20 protein-coding genes are annotated in these 18,051 nt (G+C 73.6%); 16 read left to right on the top strand and 4 right to left on the bottom strand.

Features of this window, described 5'->3' with window-relative positions:
• Nucleotides 1–8 precede the first annotated feature (8 nt).
• Together ACY8FT_RS08810 and ACY8FT_RS08805 are read left to right on the top strand one after the other, a co-directional pair.
• Nucleotides 9–455 carry a DUF3817 domain-containing protein gene (locus ACY8FT_RS08810; protein ID WP_462418555.1) on the top strand — a complete coding sequence of 149 codons (447 nt, stop codon included), beginning with the start codon at nucleotides 9–11 and terminating at the stop codon, nucleotides 453–455.
• A 171-nt stretch (nucleotides 456–626) separates the two neighbouring features.
• Nucleotides 627–1,277, top strand: coding sequence for a GNAT family N-acetyltransferase (locus ACY8FT_RS08805; protein WP_462418554.1), 651 nt, complete (start codon nucleotides 627–629; stop codon nucleotides 1,275–1,277).
• Here ACY8FT_RS08805 and ACY8FT_RS08800 read toward each other — a convergent pair.
• Together ACY8FT_RS08800 and disA are read right to left on the bottom strand one after the other, a co-directional pair.
• Nucleotides 1,256–2,161 (bottom strand): HhH-GPD family protein, encoded by a 906-nt coding sequence (locus ACY8FT_RS08800; RefSeq protein ID WP_462419084.1) that lies wholly within the window; start codon nucleotides 2,159–2,161, stop codon nucleotides 1,256–1,258. The two genes, ACY8FT_RS08805 and ACY8FT_RS08800, sit on opposite strands and share 22 nt — an antisense overlap.
• A gap of 70 nt (nucleotides 2,162–2,231) precedes the next feature.
• Nucleotides 2,232–3,314 carry a DNA integrity scanning diadenylate cyclase DisA gene (disA, locus tag ACY8FT_RS08795; RefSeq protein ID WP_462418553.1) on the bottom strand — a complete coding sequence of 361 codons (1,083 nt, stop codon included), beginning with the start codon at nucleotides 3,312–3,314 and terminating at the stop codon, nucleotides 2,232–2,234.
• A gap of 110 nt (nucleotides 3,315–3,424) precedes the next feature.
• Here disA and ACY8FT_RS08790 point away from each other — a divergent pair, with 110 nt between their 5' ends.
• Nucleotides 3,425–3,889, top strand: coding sequence for a DUF2382 domain-containing protein (locus ACY8FT_RS08790; RefSeq protein ID WP_462418552.1), 465 nt, complete (start codon nucleotides 3,425–3,427; stop codon nucleotides 3,887–3,889).
• A gap of 56 nt (nucleotides 3,890–3,945) precedes the next feature.
• On the opposite strand, the gene radA is transcribed toward ACY8FT_RS08790, so the two are convergent.
• Nucleotides 3,946–5,325: a DNA repair protein RadA gene (radA, locus tag ACY8FT_RS08785; protein ID WP_462418551.1), complete on the bottom strand. Its 1,380-nt coding sequence runs from the start codon at nucleotides 5,323–5,325 to the stop codon at nucleotides 3,946–3,948.
• 76 nt (nucleotides 5,326–5,401) lie between these two features.
• Between radA and ACY8FT_RS08780 the strand changes: the two genes are divergently transcribed.
• The 7 genes from ACY8FT_RS08780 (at nucleotide 5,402) to ACY8FT_RS08750 (ending at nucleotide 10,433) form a co-directional block, all read left to right on the top strand.
• The gene (locus tag ACY8FT_RS08780) at nucleotides 5,402–6,346 is read left to right on the top strand and encodes a Ppx/GppA family phosphatase (RefSeq protein WP_462418550.1); all 945 of its coding nucleotides are present in this window, start codon (nucleotides 5,402–5,404) and stop codon (nucleotides 6,344–6,346) included.
• A complete protein-coding gene (locus tag ACY8FT_RS08775) occupies nucleotides 6,343–6,834 on the top strand; it encodes a sugar phosphate isomerase/epimerase family protein (RefSeq protein WP_462418549.1) in 492 nt (163 codons plus the stop codon). The genes ACY8FT_RS08780 and ACY8FT_RS08775 overlap by 4 nt, the downstream gene beginning before the upstream one ends.
• The gene (locus ACY8FT_RS08770) at nucleotides 6,831–7,127 is read left to right on the top strand and encodes a sugar phosphate isomerase/epimerase family protein (protein ID WP_462418548.1); all 297 of its coding nucleotides are present in this window, start codon (nucleotides 6,831–6,833) and stop codon (nucleotides 7,125–7,127) included. The genes ACY8FT_RS08775 and ACY8FT_RS08770 overlap by 4 nt, the downstream gene beginning before the upstream one ends.
• A gap of 123 nt (nucleotides 7,128–7,250) precedes the next feature.
• Nucleotides 7,251–7,964 (top strand): TetR/AcrR family transcriptional regulator, encoded by a 714-nt coding sequence (locus tag ACY8FT_RS08765; protein ID WP_462418547.1) that lies wholly within the window; start codon nucleotides 7,251–7,253, stop codon nucleotides 7,962–7,964.
• A complete protein-coding gene (locus ACY8FT_RS08760; RefSeq protein ID WP_462418546.1) occupies nucleotides 7,961–8,920 on the top strand; it encodes a proline dehydrogenase family protein in 960 nt (319 codons plus the stop codon). The genes ACY8FT_RS08765 and ACY8FT_RS08760 overlap by 4 nt, the downstream gene beginning before the upstream one ends.
• A gap of 1 nt (nucleotide 8,921) precedes the next feature.
• Nucleotides 8,922–9,761 carry a pyrroline-5-carboxylate reductase gene (proC, locus tag ACY8FT_RS08755; RefSeq protein WP_462418545.1) on the top strand — a complete coding sequence of 280 codons (840 nt, stop codon included), beginning with the start codon at nucleotides 8,922–8,924 and terminating at the stop codon, nucleotides 9,759–9,761.
• A gap of 93 nt (nucleotides 9,762–9,854) precedes the next feature.
• Nucleotides 9,855–10,433 carry a GNAT family N-acetyltransferase gene (locus tag ACY8FT_RS08750; RefSeq protein WP_462418544.1) on the top strand — a complete coding sequence of 193 codons (579 nt, stop codon included), beginning with the start codon at nucleotides 9,855–9,857 and terminating at the stop codon, nucleotides 10,431–10,433.
• A gap of 94 nt (nucleotides 10,434–10,527) precedes the next feature.
• Here the strand turns inward: ACY8FT_RS08750 and ACY8FT_RS08745 are convergent, their stop codons facing one another.
• Nucleotides 10,528–11,196, bottom strand: coding sequence for a potassium channel family protein (locus tag ACY8FT_RS08745; protein ID WP_462418543.1), 669 nt, complete (start codon nucleotides 11,194–11,196; stop codon nucleotides 10,528–10,530).
• A gap of 27 nt (nucleotides 11,197–11,223) precedes the next feature.
• Here ACY8FT_RS08745 and ACY8FT_RS08740 point away from each other — a divergent pair, with 27 nt between their 5' ends.
• The 6 genes from ACY8FT_RS08740 to hemB all read left to right on the top strand — a co-directional run bounded on the left by ACY8FT_RS08740 (nucleotide 11,224) and on the right by hemB (nucleotide 18,022).
• Nucleotides 11,224–12,444, top strand: a complete 1,221-nt coding sequence (locus ACY8FT_RS08740) for an acetoin utilization protein AcuC (protein ID WP_462418542.1) — start codon at nucleotides 11,224–11,226, stop codon at nucleotides 12,442–12,444.
• A gap of 195 nt (nucleotides 12,445–12,639) precedes the next feature.
• The gene (locus tag ACY8FT_RS08735; RefSeq protein WP_005504750.1) at nucleotides 12,640–12,738 is read left to right on the top strand and encodes a 30S ribosomal protein bS22; all 99 of its coding nucleotides are present in this window, start codon (nucleotides 12,640–12,642) and stop codon (nucleotides 12,736–12,738) included.
• A 232-nt stretch (nucleotides 12,739–12,970) separates the two neighbouring features.
• Nucleotides 12,971–14,332: a glutamyl-tRNA reductase gene (locus ACY8FT_RS08730; protein WP_462418541.1), complete on the top strand. Its 1,362-nt coding sequence runs from the start codon at nucleotides 12,971–12,973 to the stop codon at nucleotides 14,330–14,332.
• Complete coding sequence (hemC, locus tag ACY8FT_RS08725; RefSeq protein ID WP_462418540.1) at nucleotides 14,329–15,333, top strand: hydroxymethylbilane synthase; 1,005 nt, start codon at nucleotides 14,329–14,331, stop codon at nucleotides 15,331–15,333. Before ACY8FT_RS08730 ends, hemC begins: the two co-directional genes overlap by 4 nt.
• Nucleotides 15,330–17,012, top strand: a complete 1,683-nt coding sequence (locus ACY8FT_RS08720; protein ID WP_462418539.1) for a bifunctional uroporphyrinogen-III C-methyltransferase/uroporphyrinogen-III synthase — start codon at nucleotides 15,330–15,332, stop codon at nucleotides 17,010–17,012. Before hemC ends, ACY8FT_RS08720 begins: the two co-directional genes overlap by 4 nt.
• A complete protein-coding gene (hemB, locus tag ACY8FT_RS08715; protein WP_462418538.1) occupies nucleotides 17,009–18,022 on the top strand; it encodes a porphobilinogen synthase in 1,014 nt (337 codons plus the stop codon). Before ACY8FT_RS08720 ends, hemB begins: the two co-directional genes overlap by 4 nt.
• The last annotated feature ends 29 nt before the right edge of the window (nucleotides 18,023–18,051 follow it).

Raw genomic sequence — 18,051 nt, 5'->3', positions numbered from 1 at the left:
CTTGGCCCATGTCGCCCCGCAGTCTCCACCGCGTCCTCGCCCTCGCCGAGGCCATCACCTGGGCCCTCCTGCTGACCGGGATGTTCCTCAAGTACGTCACCCGCACCACCGAGCTCGGTGTCCGGATCGGGGGTGGGATCCACGGCTTCGTGTTCCTGCTCTTCTGCGTGACGGTGGTCGCGGTGGCCGTGGACGGCCGCTGGGGCGTGGGGCGGATGCTCCTCGGTCTGGCCGCGGCGGTGGTGCCCTTCGCGACCATCCCGTACGAGCGCTGGGCCGAGCGCAAGGGCCTGCTGGCCGACCGCTGGCGCCTGCAGGACGAGCCGGGTGCCAGCGCCCCGGAGCGTCTGCTCGCCTGGGCGCTGCGCAACCCGGTGCTCGCCGTCGTGGTGGCGGTGGCGGTCGTCGCGATCGTCTTCACCGGTCTCCTCCTCATCGGGCCGCCCGGCAGCTGACCCCGGCGCAGCGGCTCGCCCGGCGCCGATGCCGGCGGTGGGGTGGGCCGGTCGTCACGGCGCGGCCTCGGCGGCGCAGATCCGCGGCTACGTTCCAGAAACCTGCCTCGTGGGGCGTGTTTCTGGGACGTGGCCGCGGATCTGTGTTCTCGCCGGTGCGAGGATGCGCCCATGCACGGTGGACGGCACGGCGGACGGCAGAGCGACCCGGGGGCCCACGGGCTCGAGGTGCGCGGCATCCACGCCCACGAGTGGCGACGGGTGTGGGACGTCCGGTTGCGGGCCCTGCAGGACCCCGCCGCCGAGGGTGCCTTCTTCCAGCGCCACGACGAGGCGCTGGCGCTCTCCCCGGAGGACTGGCAGGAGGCCGCCCGGGTCCATGGCCCCGATCCCGCGGAGCCCGAGGCGCGGCAGTTCGTGGCCACCGACGGGACGGAGTGGGTGGCCACGCTCACCGTCCGCCTGCAGCGGGCGGGGGAGCCGGAGTTCGGTGGCGGTGAGATCGACGGGGACCGGGGGATGCTGCTCGGGGTCTGGATCGACCCTGACCACCGCGGGCGGGGGCTGCTCGGCCGGCTCGTCGGGGCCGCGGCGGACTGGACCGCGGCACAGGGGGTCCCGCGGCTGGACCTCTGGGTCCACGAGGACAACCTCCGTGCGCAGCGTGCCTACGCCCGGCTGGGCTTCGAGCCCACCGGCCAGCGGGTGGTCGAGGCGATCGGCCCGGAGATCGCGATGCGCCGGGAGGTCGGCGGGGCGGCGGGGGTAGCCCCTCGGGGTGCCGGACGCAGCCTCGGGAGCTACTGCCCGGGCAGCGCGTAGCCCTCGGAGTCGTCGCCCTCGACCAGGCCGTCGGCGAGCAGTGCCCGCAGGCACCGGTCCAGCTGGACCGGGTCGCTGACCCAGAGCGCGTCGAGGTCCTCCCGGGGCGCCCGCGCGCCGGGCGCCTGCTCGCGCAGGTGCTGCACGATGCGGCCGCGCACCTGTCGGTCCGTGCCGGCCCACTTCTGGCCGCGACGGGGCGGCCCGTCGTCCGGGGGAGAGCCGGCGGCCACCCAGGCGCACCGGTCGACCAGCGGGCACTCTCCGCAGGAGGGGCTCCGCGCGGTGCACACGAGCGCACCGAGCTCCATGGTGGCCGCGTTCCAGGTCACGCTCTCTGCGCCGTCCTCCGGCAGCAGCGCCGTCGCCAGGCGACGCTCGGCCGCGGAGTAGGAGGGCGCCGGCAGCGCGCGCCCCGACACCGCCCGGGCCTCCACCCGCCGCACGTTCGTGTCCACGACCACGGCCCGCCGGCCGAACGCGAACGAGGCCACTGCCGCAGCGGTGTACTCGCCGATGCCGGGCAGCGCGCGCAGCGTCTCCTCGTCGTCCGGGACGAGGCCGCCGTGGGCGTCCCGGATCGCGGTGGCCGCCTCCACCAGGCGGCGGGCACGGCGCGGGTAGCCCAGCCGACCCCAGGCCCGGACCGCTTCGCCGACCCCGGCCGCAGCGAGGTCCGCCGGCTCGGGCCAGCGCTCCATCCACTCGGTCCAGACCGGCAGCACGCGCACCACCGGGGTCTGCTGCAGCATCACCTCGGAGACCAGCACGCCCCAGGCCGAGCAGGAGTCCTCGCGCCACGGCAGGTCCCGGGCGGTGCGGGCGAACCAGTCCTCCAGCGGCGATCGCAGGGCCCTTCCAGCGGCCACGAGCTCGGGGGCCACGGTGGCGGACCGCGCGCGACGGGTCACCGAACCGGCGTCGTCCCCGTGCGGGGTGGACACGGCGCCCACCTCAGACGTAGCGATCGAGCAGGCTCGTCTCGGCCATGCGGCTCAACCCCTCGCGGATGGCCCGGGCGCGGATCTCACCGATGCCCTCGATCTCGTGCAGGTCGTCGAAGCTCGCGCCGAGCAGGTGCTGCAGCCCGTCGAAGTGCAGCACCACGCGCTCCACGATGGCCGGGGGAAGGCGCGGGACCTGCGAGAGCAGCCGGTAGCCCCACGGCGAGACGGCACGCTCCAGGGTGTCGCTGGTGGCGGGGTGGCCCATCGCGGCGGCCACGGCGCCCAGGTCCAGCAGCTCGGTGGTGGACAGCCCGGAGACCTGCTCCAGCACGCCCTGGACGATGTCCTCCTCGCTGGCCGGGGCGTGGGCGGGGGCGTAGTCCCGGACGAGCAGCTCCCGGTCGTTGCCGAGCCCGGCGGTCAGCTCGGAGAGCTGCAGGTCCACCAGCCGGCCGTCGTCACCGAGGGTGAGGACGTAGTGGGAGATCTCCTCCCGGATGCGGTGCACCATCTCCAGTCGCTGGGCGACGGCAGCCACGTCGCGGACCGTCACCAGGTCCTCGATCTCCAGCGCCGAGAGCGTGCTCGCGACCTCGTCCAGGCGCGACTTGTAGCGCTCCAGGGTCTGCAGGGCCTGGTTGGCCCGCGACTGGATGGCACTGACCTCCTCCAGCACGATCCGCTGGTCGCCCATCCAGAGGGCGATCATCGCCATCGAGGCCGAGACGCTCACCACCGGGACGCCGGTCTGCCGAGCCACCCGCTCGGCGGTGCGGTGCCGGGTGCCGGACTCCCGCGTCTCGACGGCCGGGTCCGGGGCCAGCTGGGCGGCCGCCCGCACGATGCGCGTCAGGTCGTTGGAGAGCACGATGGCGCCGTCCATCTTCGCCAGCTCCCGCATGCGGGTGGCGGAGAAGTCGACGTTCAGCTCGAAGCCGCCGGTCGAGAGGTCGTCGATGATGCGGTCGTTGCCCAGCACGATGAGGGCTCCGGTGCGCCCCCGGACGATGCGCTCCAGGCCGTCGCGCAGCTCGGTCCCGGGCGCGAGCAGGGCAAGGACCGTGTTCACTGCCTCGTTCGCCGTCTGCACGGGGTGAGTCTAAGCATCCGGGTCCCTCCGGGCACGCCGCGAAGTGGTCCCGTGCCCGGACGTACGAGACGATGGTGAGGAACCGCCGACCGCAGCGAGGAGAACCACCCATGGACAGCCGAGCAAGCGACCGCACCTCCATGGTGCGCCACGAGGAGCGCCTCAACGCCGCCGTGCAGCAGGTGGACCGCCGCATCACGCGCGTCCGCAAGCGGGTGATCACCGAGACCGTGAACGTGGAGGTCGAGGTGCAGCGCGAGGTCATCGAGGTCGAGGAGGGCGAGGTCGAGACCGTGCCCGTGGACGCCGGCAGCGCCCCGTCGGGGACGGTCGTGGAAGGAGCCGACCTTGAGGCCCGGGACGTCACCGCCGACGCCCGCGAGGAGGAGGTGCAGGTGTTCACCCTGCACCGCCAGCGTCCCGTGGTGACGCTGGAGACGGTGCCCTACGAGGAGGTCCGCGTGGTCAAGCGGGTCGTCACCGTGCCGCACGAGGTGACCGAGACCGTGCGCCGTGAGCACGTGGACGTCGACGAGGTCGACGCCCACGGCGGTGTCGTCGGCGACTTCCGCTGAGCTCCTCCGGCTGCACCACGCTGCCCCGCTGACCCGGGCCCCGCGCGGGGCCCGGGTCAGCGGGGCAGCACTGCGTGCACCGCACGCTCCAGGGTGTCGGCCTCGAACACCCGCATGTCGGGGGGCGGTGCCTGCTCCCTGAGGGCGCCTGCCGGCACGACGGCCTTGTCGAAGCCGATGCGGGAGGCCTCCTGCAGCCGTCGGGCCGTGCCGGGGGCGTTGCGCAGGTCACCGGCCAGCCCGACCTCGCCGACGGCGACGAGCGCGTCCGGCAGCGGCTGGTCGGCCAGGGAGCTGGCCAGCGAGAGCGCGACGGCGAGGTCCGTGCTGGGCTCGGACAGCCGGACCCCGCCGACGGTCGAGACGTAGACGTCGTGGGTCGCCACCGGCACCCCGGCGTGACGGTTGAGCACGGCCACCGTCATCGCCACCCGGGAGGAGTCCACGCCGCTGGTGGTGCGTCGCGGGCTGGGGGCCTGCGTGGAGACGGTGAGGGCCTGCACCTCGGCCACCAGCGGCCGCCGCCCCTCCAGGGTCACGGTCACGCAGGTGCCGGGCACGGGGGTCGCGTGCCGGGAGACGAACAGGCCGCTCGGGTCCGGCAGACCGGTGATGCCGCCCTCGTCGAGGTCGAAGCAGCCGACCTCGTCGGTGGGGCCGAAGCGGTTCTTCATCGCCCGGATGAGCCGCAGGCGCGAGTGGCGCTCGCCCTCGAAGGTCACGACCACGTCCACCAGGTGCTCCAGCACGCGGGGGCCTGCGATGTTCCCTTCCTTGGTCACGTGCCCCACCAGCAGGGTGGCGATGTCGCGCTCCTTGGCCAGCCGGGTCACCGAGGCCGCCACCTCGCGGACCTGGGAGACGTTGCCGGCGGCGCCGTCGACCTCCGCAGAGGCGACGGTCTGCACCGAGTCGACCACCACGAGGTCCGGCTCCACCTGGTCGATTTGGGTGAGCACCGCGCCCAGGTCGGTCTCCGAGGCCAGGTACAGGTCCGGGTGCACCGCGCCGATCCGCTCGGCCCGCAGACGCACCTGCGCGGCGGACTCCTCCCCGCTGACGTAGAGGGCGGTGCCCCCGCCGGCGGCCACCCTCGCGGTCGCCTCGAGCAGCAGCGTGGACTTGCCGATCCCCGGGTCACCGGCGACGAGCACGACACCCCCGGGCACGAGGCCGCCCCCGAGGACGCGATCGAGCTCCTCGACGCCGGTCGGGCGGTGCTCCGAGGCCGTGAGGTCGACCTCGTGGATGGGGCGGGCCGGCTCGCGCACGCTGCTCGCCGGAGCGGTGCGGCCCGCCGGTCGACCACCCACCTCGACGAGCGTCCCCCAGGCCTGGCACTCCTTGCACCGGCCTATCCACTTGACGGTCGTCCAACCGCACTCGCTGCACCGGTAGGACTCCCGTGACCTGTTGCCACCACTCTTCGCTGCCACGGGGGGCACCGTAGACCCGGGCGCCGACACGCTCGTCGGCCGGAAGGGGTGGTGAGCGGCCCGTATTCTTGTGGTCATGCGCCTGGGAGTCATCGACGTCGGTTCGAACACCGTCCACCTGCTCATCGTCGACGCCCGCCCCGGGGCTCACCCCATCCCGGCCTCGTCCTTCAAGCACGAGCTGCGCCTGGCCGAGCACCTCACCGAGGACGGTGACATCGACGAGGACGGGGCCGAGACCCTCGCCCGGTTCGCGGTCGACTGCCTCGACCACGCCGCCGAGCTCGGTGCCGCGAAGGTGCTCGGGTTCGCGACCTCCGCCATCCGCGACGCCCGGAACACCGAGGAGGTCCTGGCCTGCGTCCGCGAGGTCAGCGGCGTCGACCTGCAGGTGCTCTCCGGGGAGGAGGAGGCGCGGCTGACCTTCCTCGCGGCCCGCCGCTGGTGCGGCTGGTCCTCCGGCCACCTCATGATGGTGGACATCGGCGGTGGCTCGCTGGAGCTCGCCGTGGGGCGGGACGAGGACCCTTCGGTCGCGGTGAGCCTGCCCCTGGGTGCCGGGCGACTCACGCGCCACGTGCCGGGGGAGGTCGTCGACGCCGAGGACGTGAAGCGACTCCGGCGGCACATCCGCACCAGCATTGGCGAGGTGGTGCCGGACCTGACCGTCCGCACCCCCCACAAGGTGGTGGGCACCAGCAAGACCATGCGCAGCCTGGCCCGGCTGCAGGGCGCGGCCCCCAGCGGTGAGGGTCCCTTCGTCCGGCGGGTGCTGGAGCGGGACGCCCTCAAGGACTGGGTGGAGCGGCTGACCGCCATGCCCGTCTCCCAGCGGGCGAACCTGCCGGGGGTCAACCAGAACCGCGCGCCGCAGATCCTGGCCGGTGCGCTGGTGGCCGAGGGGGCGATGGACCTGCTCGGCATCGAGTCCCTGGAGATCTGCCCGTGGGCGCTCCGTGAGGGCGTCCTGCTGCAGTTCCTCGACCACCTGGACACGACCGGCCTGCTGGAGCTCTCGTGACGCGCTGGCCGGTGGGGCTCTCCGCCTCGAGCTGCTTCCCGCAGAAGACCGCCTACACCTTCGCGATGGCCGAGGAGCTCGGCTACGACGGTGTCGAGGTGATGGTCTGGGGCGAGCGGCTGAGCCGGGACGCGGCGGCCCTGCGCCAGCTGTCCGAGGCACACGGCCAGCCGATCCTGTCGGTGCACGCCCCCACGCTGTTCTTCCTGCAGCACGTGTGGGGCACCGGATGGGACCAGATCGATCGCTCCGTGGAGCTCGCCGAGGAGCTCGGGTGCCCGACGGTCGTCGCGCACCCGCCCTTCGCCTGGCAGCGCGGCTACGGGCGGGCCTTCGTCGAGGGCGTCGCGGAGCGCCAGGCGCGCACGGACGTGCAGATCGCCGTGGAGAACATGTACCCGTGGCGCGTGCCCGGGGCCGGGGCCGGGGCAAGGTGCCGATGTACCTGCCGGGCTGGGACCCGACGCACCACCGGTACGAGCACGTGACCCTGGACCTCTCGCACACCGCGACCGCCCACTCCGACGCCGTGGCGATGGCGCGGGCGGCCGGTCCCACCCTCAGCCACGTGCACCTCGCCGACGGGTCGGGCTCGCTGAAGGACGAGCACCTGGTGCCCGGGGACGGCACCCAGCCCTGCTCGGAGGTGCTGGGGATGCTCGGGGAGATCGGCTTCACCGGGTCGATCGTGGTCGAGGTGGGGACGCGCGGGCAGGACGAGGAGAAGCGTCGCGAGAGCCTGCGCCGGTCGCTCGCGTTCGCCCGCGAGCACGCCGGCTGACCGCGCCGGCCCCCGTGTCCGAGCCACTAGGATGGTGGGTGAGACGTCCCGGAGAGGGGCCACAGCGCGTCGGCGCCGTCCGGGCCGACCAGCACGTCCCGCGGGACGGGAGGGGAAGAGTCCATGAACAAGGCAGTGCGGCGAGGACCGCGTCCGTCGGGGTCCGACACCCGCGCAGACATCCGGGCCGCCGCCACCGATCTGTTCGGGGAGCACGGCTACGAGGCGGTCTCGCTGCGGATGGTGGCCCGCGAGGCGGGGGTGGACCCGGCCCTGGTGACCTACTACTTCGACTCCAAGGCCGAGCTGTTCGAGCACGCGATGCGGCCGGTGCTCGATCCGGACCGGGTGGAGGAGCTGATCGGCTCGCTCACCACCGAGAACTGCGGCCACACGATCGTGGCGTTCGTCCTGGACCTGTGGGGTGACGAGCTCACCGCCCGGCGCATGGCCGGCACGGTGGCGGCGGCGAACTCCCAGGAGGCCGAGAGCGACTTCATGCGCGGCTTCGTCCTGGACGCCTTCCTGCTGCCGATCGCCCACCGCCTGAGCCCCGACGAGCCGGAGCTGCGGGCCACCCTCGCCGCGACGGTGCTGCTGGGCGCGCTCACCTGCGCCAGCACGCTGCGGATGCCGATGATGGACGGGCTGTCCGACGCCCGCCTGACCGAGATCCTGGGGACGGAGTGCCGCCGGCTGCTGGTCGGTGAGCTGCCGGTCGAGAGCGACCCCGCGGGGATCGCCCGGAAGCTCGATGCGCGAAGGGGACTCGCGTCCGGCGGGGAGGAGGAGCAGAATCAGCCCCTCCAGACCGACGAAGGAGAAGGTGCACCGTGACCCTGATCGACCCCTCGGCCCTGATGCGGGACGCGCTGCTGGCCATGAGCCGCCAGACCGCCGTCCGTGACGCGATGGTGGGGATGCCCGTGACCCGCCGGGTCGTCTCGCGCTACGTCCCGGGGGAGGGGGTCGACGATGCCGTGCGCGACTGCGAGGAGCTCGTCGCCGGCGGGCGGACCGTCACGCTGGACCACCTCGGTGAGGACGTCACCGACCTCCAGCAGGCGACGGCCACCAAGGAGGCCTACCTGCAGTTCATCCAGCGGCTGGGCGACGCCGGGCTGACGCTGGACGGCCAGGTCGAGTTCTCGCTGAAGCTGAGCGCCCTGGGCCAGTTCCTGGGCCGGGACGGCGAGAAGGTGGCGCTGGAGAACGCCCGCGAGATCGCCCGGGCCGCCGCGAACGCCGGCACCACGGTGAGCCTGGACATGGAGGACCACACCACCACCGACTCGACCCTGGGTATCCTGCGCGAGCTGCGGCAGGACTTCCCGGGCACGGGCGCGGTGCTGCAGGCCTACCTGCGGCGCACGCAGGGCGACTGCCGGGACCTCGCGGGCGAGGGCAGCCGGGTGCGGCTGTGCAAGGGCGCCTACGCCGAGCCCGAGTCCGTGGCGTTCCAGGACGACCACGAGGTCGACCTCAACTACGTGGAGTGCGCCAAGATCCTCATGAACGGGCAGGGCTACCCGATGATCGCCACCCACGACCCGAACATGATCGACATCGCGGGCTTCCTCGCGGACACCGCCGGCCGCTCCACGGCCTCGTGGGAGTACCAGATGCTCTACGGCATCCGGCCGCAGGAGGAGACGCGCCTGGTCGAGGAGGGCCACCGCCTGCGCGTGTACCTGCCGAACGGCCCGGACTGGTACGGGTACTTCATGCGCCGCCTGGCCGAGCGGCCGGCGAACGTCGCGTTCTTCGCCCGTTCGCTCGTGTCGAAGGGCTGACGTGGCGGCCGAGGGACTCCCCACGGACACGCGCATCGCCCTCATCGGCGGGGGCGTCATGGGTCGCACCGTGGCCGCGGGGCTGGTGCGTGCCGGCCACCCGGGCGATGCCATCGTGCTGACCGGCCGGGACCCCGAGCGGGCCGCCGCCACCGCGCAGGAGGTGGGCGTGGCCACGGCCACCACCCCGGAGGCGGCCGCCTCGGCAGACGTCGTGGTGCTCGCGGTCAAACCGCAGGACATGGATGTCGCACTCGGTCAGGTGCGTGACCACCTGGCCGAGGGGACGGTCGTCATGTCGCTGGCGGCGGGCATCCCCCTGGCCTTCCTGCAGGCCCGCCTGCCCGGCGGCACCCCGGTGGTGCGCGCCATGCCGAACACCCCCGCCCGGGTGGGTCAGGGCATGGCCGCCGTCTCCGCGGACGAGCACTGCACACCCGAGCAGGTGCGGGTCGCCCGCGCCGTGCTGACCTCCACCGGGCACGTCGTCTCGGTCGCCGAGGGGCAGCAGGACGCGGTGACGGCCATCTCCGGCTCCGGGCCGGCGTACCTGTTCTTCGTCGTCGAGTCGATGATCGAGGCCGGTGTGCTGCTGGGCCTGCCCCGCGCGACGGCCACCGAGCTGGTGGTGCAGACCCTCTACGGCGCGGCCACGATGCTGCGCGAGACCGGGGAGCACCCGACCGTGCTGCGGGAGATGGTCTCCAGCCCCGGGGGCACGACGGTGGCGGCCCTGCGCCAGCTCGAGGACCACAAGGTGCGGGCCGCCTTCCTCTCGGCCATGGAGGCCGCTGCCCACCGCAGCCGGGACCTCTCCGACGGGGTGGTCGACGATGACTGATCCGGCGAGTCGTCGCCTGCCCGAGGACCGCTCGGCGGGCGGTGTCGCGGTGCCGTATGGCATCGGCGGTACCGGGCGTGGGAACATGGGTGCATGACTGACATCACGGTGCGCGAGCTCGCGGCGGACGAGTGGGAGATCTTCAGGACCCTCCGTCTGCGCGCGCTGCAGGAGGACCCGGAGGCGTTCGTGGCCTCCTACGAGGAGGAGTCCGAGCAGTCCGATGGGGAGTGGCAGGAGCGCATGAAGCACTCCACCCGCATCGGCGCCCAGCAGGGCTCCGAGTGGGTGGCGCTGGCCTCGGTGGGGGACGAGGGCACCCGCCAGGACGACGACCTGGGGGAGGTCTACGGCATCTGGGTGACTCCCTCGCTGCGTGGTGAGGGCGTCGCGCGCCAGCTCATGGAGCACGCCGAGCAGGTGGCCCGCAACGCCGGCTACAGCCACCTCGTGTACTGGGTGAACACCGACAACGCTCGCGCCGTGGCGTTCGCCAGCTCCATCGGCTACCGGCCGACCGAGGGCCGCCGCGACGTGGTCGTCGAGGGCCGCGACGAGGTCGAGGCCGCCTTCGTCATCCCGCTGGGTGCCGACGTCGAGGAGACCCCGCTCGCACTGCAGAGCGACGTCGACGAGGACCTCGCCGAGTCCGTGGACAAGGGCACCGACTGAGCGACGGTCGCCCGGCGGCCGTGGCCGCGCACGGGGGAGGACCCCACGAGGCATCGCCTCGTGGGGTCCTCCCCCGTCGGGGCGGGTGTGGTCCTCAGGGGCGGGAGGCGAGCCGCTCGATCGCGGCGGCGGGACCGCTCACGATGATCGAGTGGTGGCGACCGACCATCGTGCCGGGCACCGCGTGGTGGAAGTCGTCGCCCGGCTCCTTGACCCCGACCACCGTGACGCCGTAGCGCGAGCGCACCTGGCTCTCGGTGAGGGTCTTGTCGATCATCTCGTGGGGTGGGGTCATCTTCACGATCGCGTAGCCGTCGTCGAACTCGATGTAGTCGCGCAGCTTGTCGTTGACCAGGTGGGCGACGCGACGGCCGCTGTCGGCCTCGGGGAACACCACGTGGTGCACCCCGATGCGCTCCAGGATGCGGGCGTGCTCCTCGCTGACGGCCTTGGCCCAGATGTTCGGCACGCCGGCATCGACGAGGTTCCCGGCGGTGAGCAGCGAGGCCTCCACCGAGGACCCGATGGCGACGACCGCGATGCGGAAGAGCTCTGGCTTGGCCTGGGTGAGCTCCTGGGGGTCGGTCGCGTCGAGCGCCATCACGTGCTCGAAGGTGCGGTGGTGCCGCTCGGCCAGCCGGGGGCGGGCCTCGATCGCGTGGACGCGGTAGCCGAGGGTGTGCATCTCGGTGGCCACGGCGGTGCCGAACCGCCCGAGTCCGATGACGAGCGTGTCCTCGTCGTAGAGGCGGTGGCGCTGCATGGGGCTTCCTCTCGGTAGCGTGTCGTCATGGACGACGCAGGACGGGCAACGCCTCCCAGCCCCCACGCGAGATCCCGCGGGCGGCTGGTGTGGGACGCGGCCCTGGTCAAGTATGACTTCGGGGCGACGCACCCGATGAATCCCCTGCGGCTGCGGCTGACGCACGACCTGGCCGGGGAGCTCGGGGTGCTGGACGAGCTCGAGCTCGTGGCACCGGTGGCCGCGACCGACGACGAGCTCACCACGGTGCACGACCGCGAGTACGTTGAGTACGTGCGGGCCGTGTCGGTGGACCCGGACTCCGCGGACGGAAGCCGCGGCATCGGGGACGAGGACTCGCCGGCCTTCGAGCACATGCACGACGCCTCGGCGCTGGGAGCCGGCGGCAGCCTGGCGCTCGCCGACGCGATCATGGCGGGGGAGATCGTGCGCGGGGTGAACATCGCCGGGGGGTTGCACCACGCGATGCCCGCCCGGGCGTCGGGCTTCTGCATCTACAACGACGGGGCGCTGGCCATCCAGCGGATGCTGGACCGCGGCGCCGAGCGCATCGTGTACGTGGATCTCGACGTGCACCACGGCGACGGGGTGGAGGCCGCGTTCTGGGACGACCCGCGGGTGGTCACCATCTCGATCCACGAGACGGGACGCGTGCTCTTCCCCGGGACCGGCTTCCCGGGGGACATCGGGGGGCCCGACGCGGCCGGCTCGGCGGTGAACGTCGCCCTGCCCCCGGGCACGGGTGACGCGGCCTGGCTGCGGGCCGTCCACGCCCTGGTGCCCCCGCTGGTCCACGCCATCGAGCCGACGGTGCTGGTCACCCAGCACGGCTGCGACGGGCACGCCCGCGACCCGCTGGCCCACTTCGGCCTCTCGGTCGAGGCGCAGGCGGCGGCGATGTCGACCATGCGGGAGCTCGCCGGATCGGTCTGCGAGGAGCGCTGGCTGGCCCTGGGCGGTGGCGGGTACTCGGTCGCCGACGTCGTGCCGCGCAGCTGGGCGGCGCTGCTCGGGGTGGTCGCCGGGCGGGAGCTGGACCTGTCGCAGGAGACACCCCCTCGGTGGCGGGAACAGGTCGACGAGCTCGTCGGGGAGTTCCCGCCCACGCTGGGGGACGATGGCGGCGGGTGGCCGTGGTGGCGCAGCTGGGAGACGGGCTACGACCCCGACTCCCCGGTGGACCAGTCGGTCATGGCGACGCGGGAGGCCGTCTTCTCCCACCACGGGCTGGACCCCTGGTTCGACTGAGGCGGTCGGCCGGCACGGTGGTCCGGGTGGCCGGGGCGTGTATTCTTGGCCATCACCGTCTTCGGGCCCAGGTGTCCGTGCCGACCTCCGCCTCCGCGTCGAGGTGCTGTCGAGCGCGGCGCAGGGCCCACTGGAATGTGCGAGGCCTCCGTCCATGAGAGGGGCCGTGGTCTACCCCTGAGAAGGATGTGAAGCATGGGTTCCGTCATCAAGAAGCGCCGCAAGCGGATGAGCAAGAAGAAGCACCGCAAGTTGCTGCGCAAGACGCGCCACCAGCGTCGCAACAAGAAGTGACGCGCGACGCCCCTCCGCCCACCGGGCCGAGGGGCGTTCCGCTGTCCGGGGCCGTGGTGGGCCGGGTCACGGCTCGTGGGATTTCGCGAACTACGACACGGCGGCGTACAGTGGGGCCCGCTGTTCCTGCCGACGGGTGCATCTGGTATAGCACCCCCGCCACGTGGCAGAAACCCCGAGACGTGGTCGAGCGCGAGGCACGAGCACGCGGAGAGGAGTCCGTGATCCCCCGGTGAGCCTGCTGGTCATTGGTGCGTCGCACCGCAGTGCGTCGATGGACCTGTTGGAGCGAGTGGCCCTGGGAGATGATGCAGCGGGCGACCTGGCCGTCGCCGTCCAGTCGGGGGCGGACGTCTCCGAGGCGCTGACCGTCTCCACCTGCAACCGCCTCGAGGTCTACGTCGAGGCGTCGGCCTTCCACGGCGCGGTCCACCACATCGGCACCGAGCTGTCGCGGAGCACCGGAGTGGAGCTGCCGGAGCTCGCCTCCCACCTCTACGTCCACTACGAGGACCGTGCCGTGGGGCACGCCTTCTCCGTGGCCGCCGGACTGGACTCCATGGCGGTCGGCGAGGGGCAGATCCTCGGCCAGTTCCGGACCGCGCTGCGTCGCGCCCGCCGCTCCGGCCGTGCCGGCACCCACCTGGGCTCGCTGTTCGACCACGCCCTGCGCGTCGGTCGCCGGGCCCACTCGGAGACCGAGATCGACGCGGTGAGCCGCTCGCTGGTGCAGCGGGGGCTGGAACGCGCGCAGGAGTACCTGGGCACCCTGGAGGACCGCTGTGTGGTGGTCGTGGGGGCCGGTGCCATGAGCTCGCTGGCCGCGATGACCGTGGCCCGCCAGGTGCGCACCGACCTGCACGTGGTGAACCGGACCCGTGCGACGGCCGACCGGCTGGCCGAGTCGACCGGCGGCACCGCGCACGACTGGGACGAGCTGACGAACGTGCTCGCGGGCGCCGACGTGGTGCTGACCTGCACCGGTGCGGCCGGGGCGGTCATCGGGTCGCAGGACGTGGCGGCGCTCCCGGAGCGCGACCGCGTCTTCGTGGACCTCGCCCTGCCGCGCGACGTGGACCCCTCCGTGGCCCTGGTGCCGCGGCAGGTCGTCATCGGGCTCGGTGGGCTCGGCGGCTCGGCGCAGGACGACGAGGTCGAGGCCGAGATCCGGGCCGTGCGCGAGCTCGTGGAGGCCGAGGTCGCCGCCTTCGAGGTCTCGCGGCGGCAGCTGGAGGTGGCGCCGACGGTGACCGCGCTGCGGCAGTCCGCGCGGGCCGTCATGGAGATGGAGCTGGCGCGGCTGGACCGCCGCCTGCCCGGTCTGAACGAGGCCGAGCGGGACGAGGTGGCGCGCTCGGTGCACCGCGTGGTGGACAAGCTGCTGCACACCCCGAGCGTCCGGGTGAAGGAGCTCGCCGGCGATCCGCGCGGTGACTTCGCCGGTGCGCTGCGGGAGCTCTTCGACCTGGACCCGCGGGAGACGCAGGCCGTCTCCGCGCCCCCGACCTCGGGGCCGCTGCCGCTGGTGTCCGAGGCCGACATGGACGGCCTGACGCTGGGCGCCATCCTGAACCAGCCGGGGACGACCCGATGAGCGCCGTCGACGGAGCGCGGGCCATCCGGCTGGGGACCCGCCGCAGCGAGCTCGCGACCACCCAGTCGACCACGGTCGCGGACGCCCTGCGTGCCCGTGGGCACGAGGTCGAGCTGGTGCTCGTGACCACCGAGGGTGACGTGAACCGTGCCCCGCTCAGCCGCATCGGCGGGACCGGTGTGTTCGTCAGCGCCCTGCGTGACGCCCTGCTGGCCGGGGAGATCGACGTCGCCGTGCACTCCCTGAAGGACCTGCCGGTGGCCCAGCCCGAGGGACTGGTCATCGCCGCGGTGCCGGATCGCGAGGACCCGCGGGACGCGCTGGTGGCCCGCGACGGCCTGACCCTGGACGACCTGCCCGCAGGCGCGCGGGTGGGGACCGGGTCGCCCCGCCGGGAGGCGCAGCTGCGGGTGGCTCGCCCCGACCTCGAGGTGGTGGACCTGCGCGGCAACGTGCCGCGCCGCCTCGCCCAGGTGGACGAGGGCGTGCTGGACGCCGTGGTGCTGGCCGGCGCCGGCCTGCGCCGGCTGGGCCTGGCCGACCGGGTGACCCAGTGGCTGGAGCCGCAGGTGATGGTGCCGGCCCCGGGGCAGGGAGCCCTGGCGGTCGAGTGCCGGACCGGTGACACGGCGCTGGTGCAGGAGGTCGCCGCGCTGGACGACTCCGCCACCCGGACCGCCGTCACCGCCGAGCGCGCGGTCCTGGGCACGCTCGAGGCCGGGTGCTCCGCCCCGGTGGGCGCCCTGGCACGGGCGACCGACGAGCACGTGACGCTGCAGGCCTTCGCCGGCCCCCGGGACGGGTCCTGGTCGCTCCGGGAGGAACGCGACGCAGGAGCCCCCGCCGGTGGGCGCGAGACCGGCACGCCCCTGGACGACACCGCCGAGGACCTGGGCCGACGGGTGGCCCTGGCCCTGCGCGACGCGGGCGCCGACCGGCTGCCCGGCGTCGGCGAGGTACCGGCACCCCAAGACCCGACGACCTCGAAGGAGAACTCGTGAGCACCGCACCGAGCCCCCAGCCCACGCCGCCGCGGGTGGGACTTCCCGCGCCGGCGGCCCGCATCGTCTTCGTGGGCGCCGGCCCGGGCGACCCCGGGCTCATGACCGTCCGCGCCACCCGCATCCTGGGGATGGCGGACGTGGTGGTGGCCGACGAGGGGCACCTCGAGGACGACTTCGTCGAGTGGATGCGCCCCGAGGCGCAGTTCATGACCGTGCCCGCGGCGCAGGCGGAGCTGACGGCCGCCTCGCGTGCCAAGGAGCTCGTGAGCACCACGCAGCAGGCCGTGAAGCAGACCGCCGAGGAGCGGGCGCAGGAGGGGAACGCCCGCGAGGAGCAGGTGCTCGTCGCGCGCATCGTCGACGGTGACCCGTCGATCTTCTCCTCGCTCGGGGTGGAGGCCTCGGTGGCGCGCAAGGCCGGCATCGAGATCGAGGTCGTGCCCGGGGTGTCCGCCATGCAGGCGGTCCCGGCCTACGCGGGGGTGCCGATCGCGACCGGCGCCAACCGCGTGGTGCACGCCATCGGCCCCGGTGGTCACGTGAACCCGGCGCTGGTGGACGACGACTCGACGACGCTCGTGCTCATCGGCGGCGCCGACGAGGTGGCCGACCACGCCCGCACCCTGGTGAAGGCCGGCCGGGCCGCCAACACCCCCATCGCGGTGACGACGCGCGGCACCACCACGCACCAGAGCACGAACATCAGCACGCTGGAGGAGGTGGCCGGCGGCATCGAGGAGCCCGAGGTCGCCGCCGAGGAGGTCGTCGCGACCGTCGGCGCCTGCGTCGGCGACCGCGACACACTCTCCTGGTTCGAGACCCGGCCGCTGTTCGCGTGGCGGGTGCTCGTGCCGCGCACGAAGGACCAGGCCGGTCCGATGGTGGACAGCCTGGCCGAGCGCGGTGCGACCGCCCACGTGGTGCCCACCATCAGCGTCGAGCCGCCGCGCTCCCCGCACCAGATGGACAAGGCGATCAAGGGCCTGGTGACCGGCACCTACGAGTGGATCGGCTTCACCTCGGTGAACGCGGTCCGTGCGGTGCGGGAGAAGTTCACGGCGCTCGGCCTGGACGCCCGTGCCTTCTCCGGCCTGAAGATCGCCGCGGTCGGCGGCAAGACCGCCGACGCGCTGCGCGCGTGGGGCCTGGAGCCCGACCTGGTGCCCAGTGGTGAGCAGAGCGCCCGGGGGCTGCTGGAGGACTGGCCGCCGTACGACGACGTGCTCGACCCGATCGACCGGGTCTTCCTGCCGCGTGCGGACATCGCCACCGAGGTGCTCGTCTCCGGCCTGCAGGACCGCGGCTGGGAGGTCGACGACATCGTCGCCTACCGGACGGTGCGCGCCACCCCGCCGCCGGCCCCCGTGCGGGCCGCCATCAAGAACGGCACCTACGACGCGGTGCTGTTCACCTCGAGCTCCACGGTGCGCAACCTGGTGGGCATCGCGGGCAAGCCCGCGCCCAGCACGGTCGTCGTCTGCATCGGCCCGGCCACGGCGGAGACCGCCGCGGACCTGGGGCTGCGCGTGGACGCGGTCGCCGAGGAGGCGAGCAGCGAGGCCGTCATCGACGCCCTGACCGACTTCGCCCGCGGCCGGGTGCAGGAGGCACTGGCCGCCGGCCGCGCCGTGACGCGCCCGTCGCAGGACGCGCCGAAGCGCCGGAGCCGTCGGTGAGCGCCGGGCAGCGAGGGAGCTCGAGCCCGGTCCTCGGGCCGCACCGCCGGCCGCGCCGCCTGCGGGGCACGCCCGCCTTCCGGCGGATGGTCTCCGAGACGCGACTGCACGCCACGGACCTGGTGCTGCCGGCCTTCGTCCACGAGGGCGACGCCCCGCGGGACATCTCCTCGATGCCGGGGGTGCAGCAGCACACGGTGGACGGGCTCGTCCGCCTGGCCGAGCAGTGCCGCGACGCGGGTCTCTCGGGGATCATGCTCTTCGGCGTGCCCGAGCAGAAGGACGCCGTGGGCAGCGGCGCGACCGACCCCGAGGGCATCCTGAACAGGGCCACCCGGGTGGTGCGCGAGGCGGTCGGGGACGACCTGCTGGTGATGACCGACCTGTGCCTGGACGAGTTCACCGACCACGGCCACTGCGGCGTGCTCGACGCCCACGGGCGGGTGGACAACGACGCCTCCCTGGAGCGCTATGCCGAGATGGCGGTCGCCCAGGCCCGCGCCGGTGCCCACGTGGTGGCCCCCAGCGGCATGATGGACGGCCAGGTCGTGGTGATCCGCGAGGCCCTGGACGACGCCGGCTTCACCGACGTCGTGGTGATGGCCTACACGGCCAAGTACGCCTCGGCCTTCTACGGTCCCTTCCGCGAGGCCGTGGACTCCTCCCTGCAGGGGGACCGACGGACCTACCAGCAGGACCCCGCGAACGCCCGGGAGAGCCTGGTGGAGCTCGCGCTGGACGAGGCCGAGGGCGCGGACCTGGTGATGGTGAAGCCCGCCCTGGCCTACCTGGACGTGGTGGCCTCGCTGCGGGCGGCCACGGACCTGCCGGTGGTGGCCTATCAGGTGAGCGGCGAGTACTCGATGCTCGAGGCCGCCGCGGCGAACGGCTGGATCGACCGCCGTGCCGCCGTGCTGGAGTCCCTGCTGGGCATCCGACGCGCGGGTGCGGACGTCGTCCTGACCTACCACGCGCTGGAGTCGGCCGGCTGGCTCGCCGAGGGTCGCTGACGCGATCCGGCCCCGCCGGCGAGCGGGGC

The sequence above is a fragment of the Kytococcus sp. Marseille-QA3725 genome, assembly GCF_054950055.1.
The sequence above is the reverse complement of the archived record's forward strand: the minus strand, read 5'-3'. Positions and strand labels throughout refer to the sequence as shown.

Bases quoted from the DNA above. Each gene is read 5' to 3' on its own strand.
- ACY8FT_RS08765 (WP_462418547.1), top strand. From the start codon at position 7,251: ATGAACAAGGCAGTGCGGCGAGGACCGCGTCCGTCGGGGTCCGACACC.
- ACY8FT_RS08780 (WP_462418550.1), top strand. From the start codon at position 5,402: ATGCGCCTGGGAGTCATCGACGTCGGTTCGAACACCGTCCACCTGCTC.
- ACY8FT_RS08750 (WP_462418544.1), top strand. From the start codon at position 9,855: ATGACTGACATCACGGTGCGCGAGCTCGCGGCGGACGAGTGGGAGATC.
- ACY8FT_RS08740 (WP_462418542.1), top strand. From the start codon at position 11,224: ATGGACGACGCAGGACGGGCAACGCCTCCCAGCCCCCACGCGAGATCC.
- ACY8FT_RS08805 (WP_462418554.1), top strand. From the start codon at position 627: ATGCACGGTGGACGGCACGGCGGACGGCAGAGCGACCCGGGGGCCCAC.
- ACY8FT_RS08735 (WP_005504750.1), top strand. From the start codon at position 12,640: ATGGGTTCCGTCATCAAGAAGCGCCGCAAGCGGATGAGCAAGAAGAAG.
- ACY8FT_RS08745 (WP_462418543.1), bottom strand. From the start codon at position 11,196: ATGCAGCGCCACCGCCTCTACGACGAGGACACGCTCGTCATCGGACTC.
- hemC (WP_462418540.1), top strand. From the start codon at position 14,329: ATGAGCGCCGTCGACGGAGCGCGGGCCATCCGGCTGGGGACCCGCCGC.
- ACY8FT_RS08790 (WP_462418552.1), top strand. From the start codon at position 3,425: ATGGACAGCCGAGCAAGCGACCGCACCTCCATGGTGCGCCACGAGGAG.
- ACY8FT_RS08810 (WP_462418555.1), top strand. From the start codon at position 9: ATGTCGCCCCGCAGTCTCCACCGCGTCCTCGCCCTCGCCGAGGCCATC.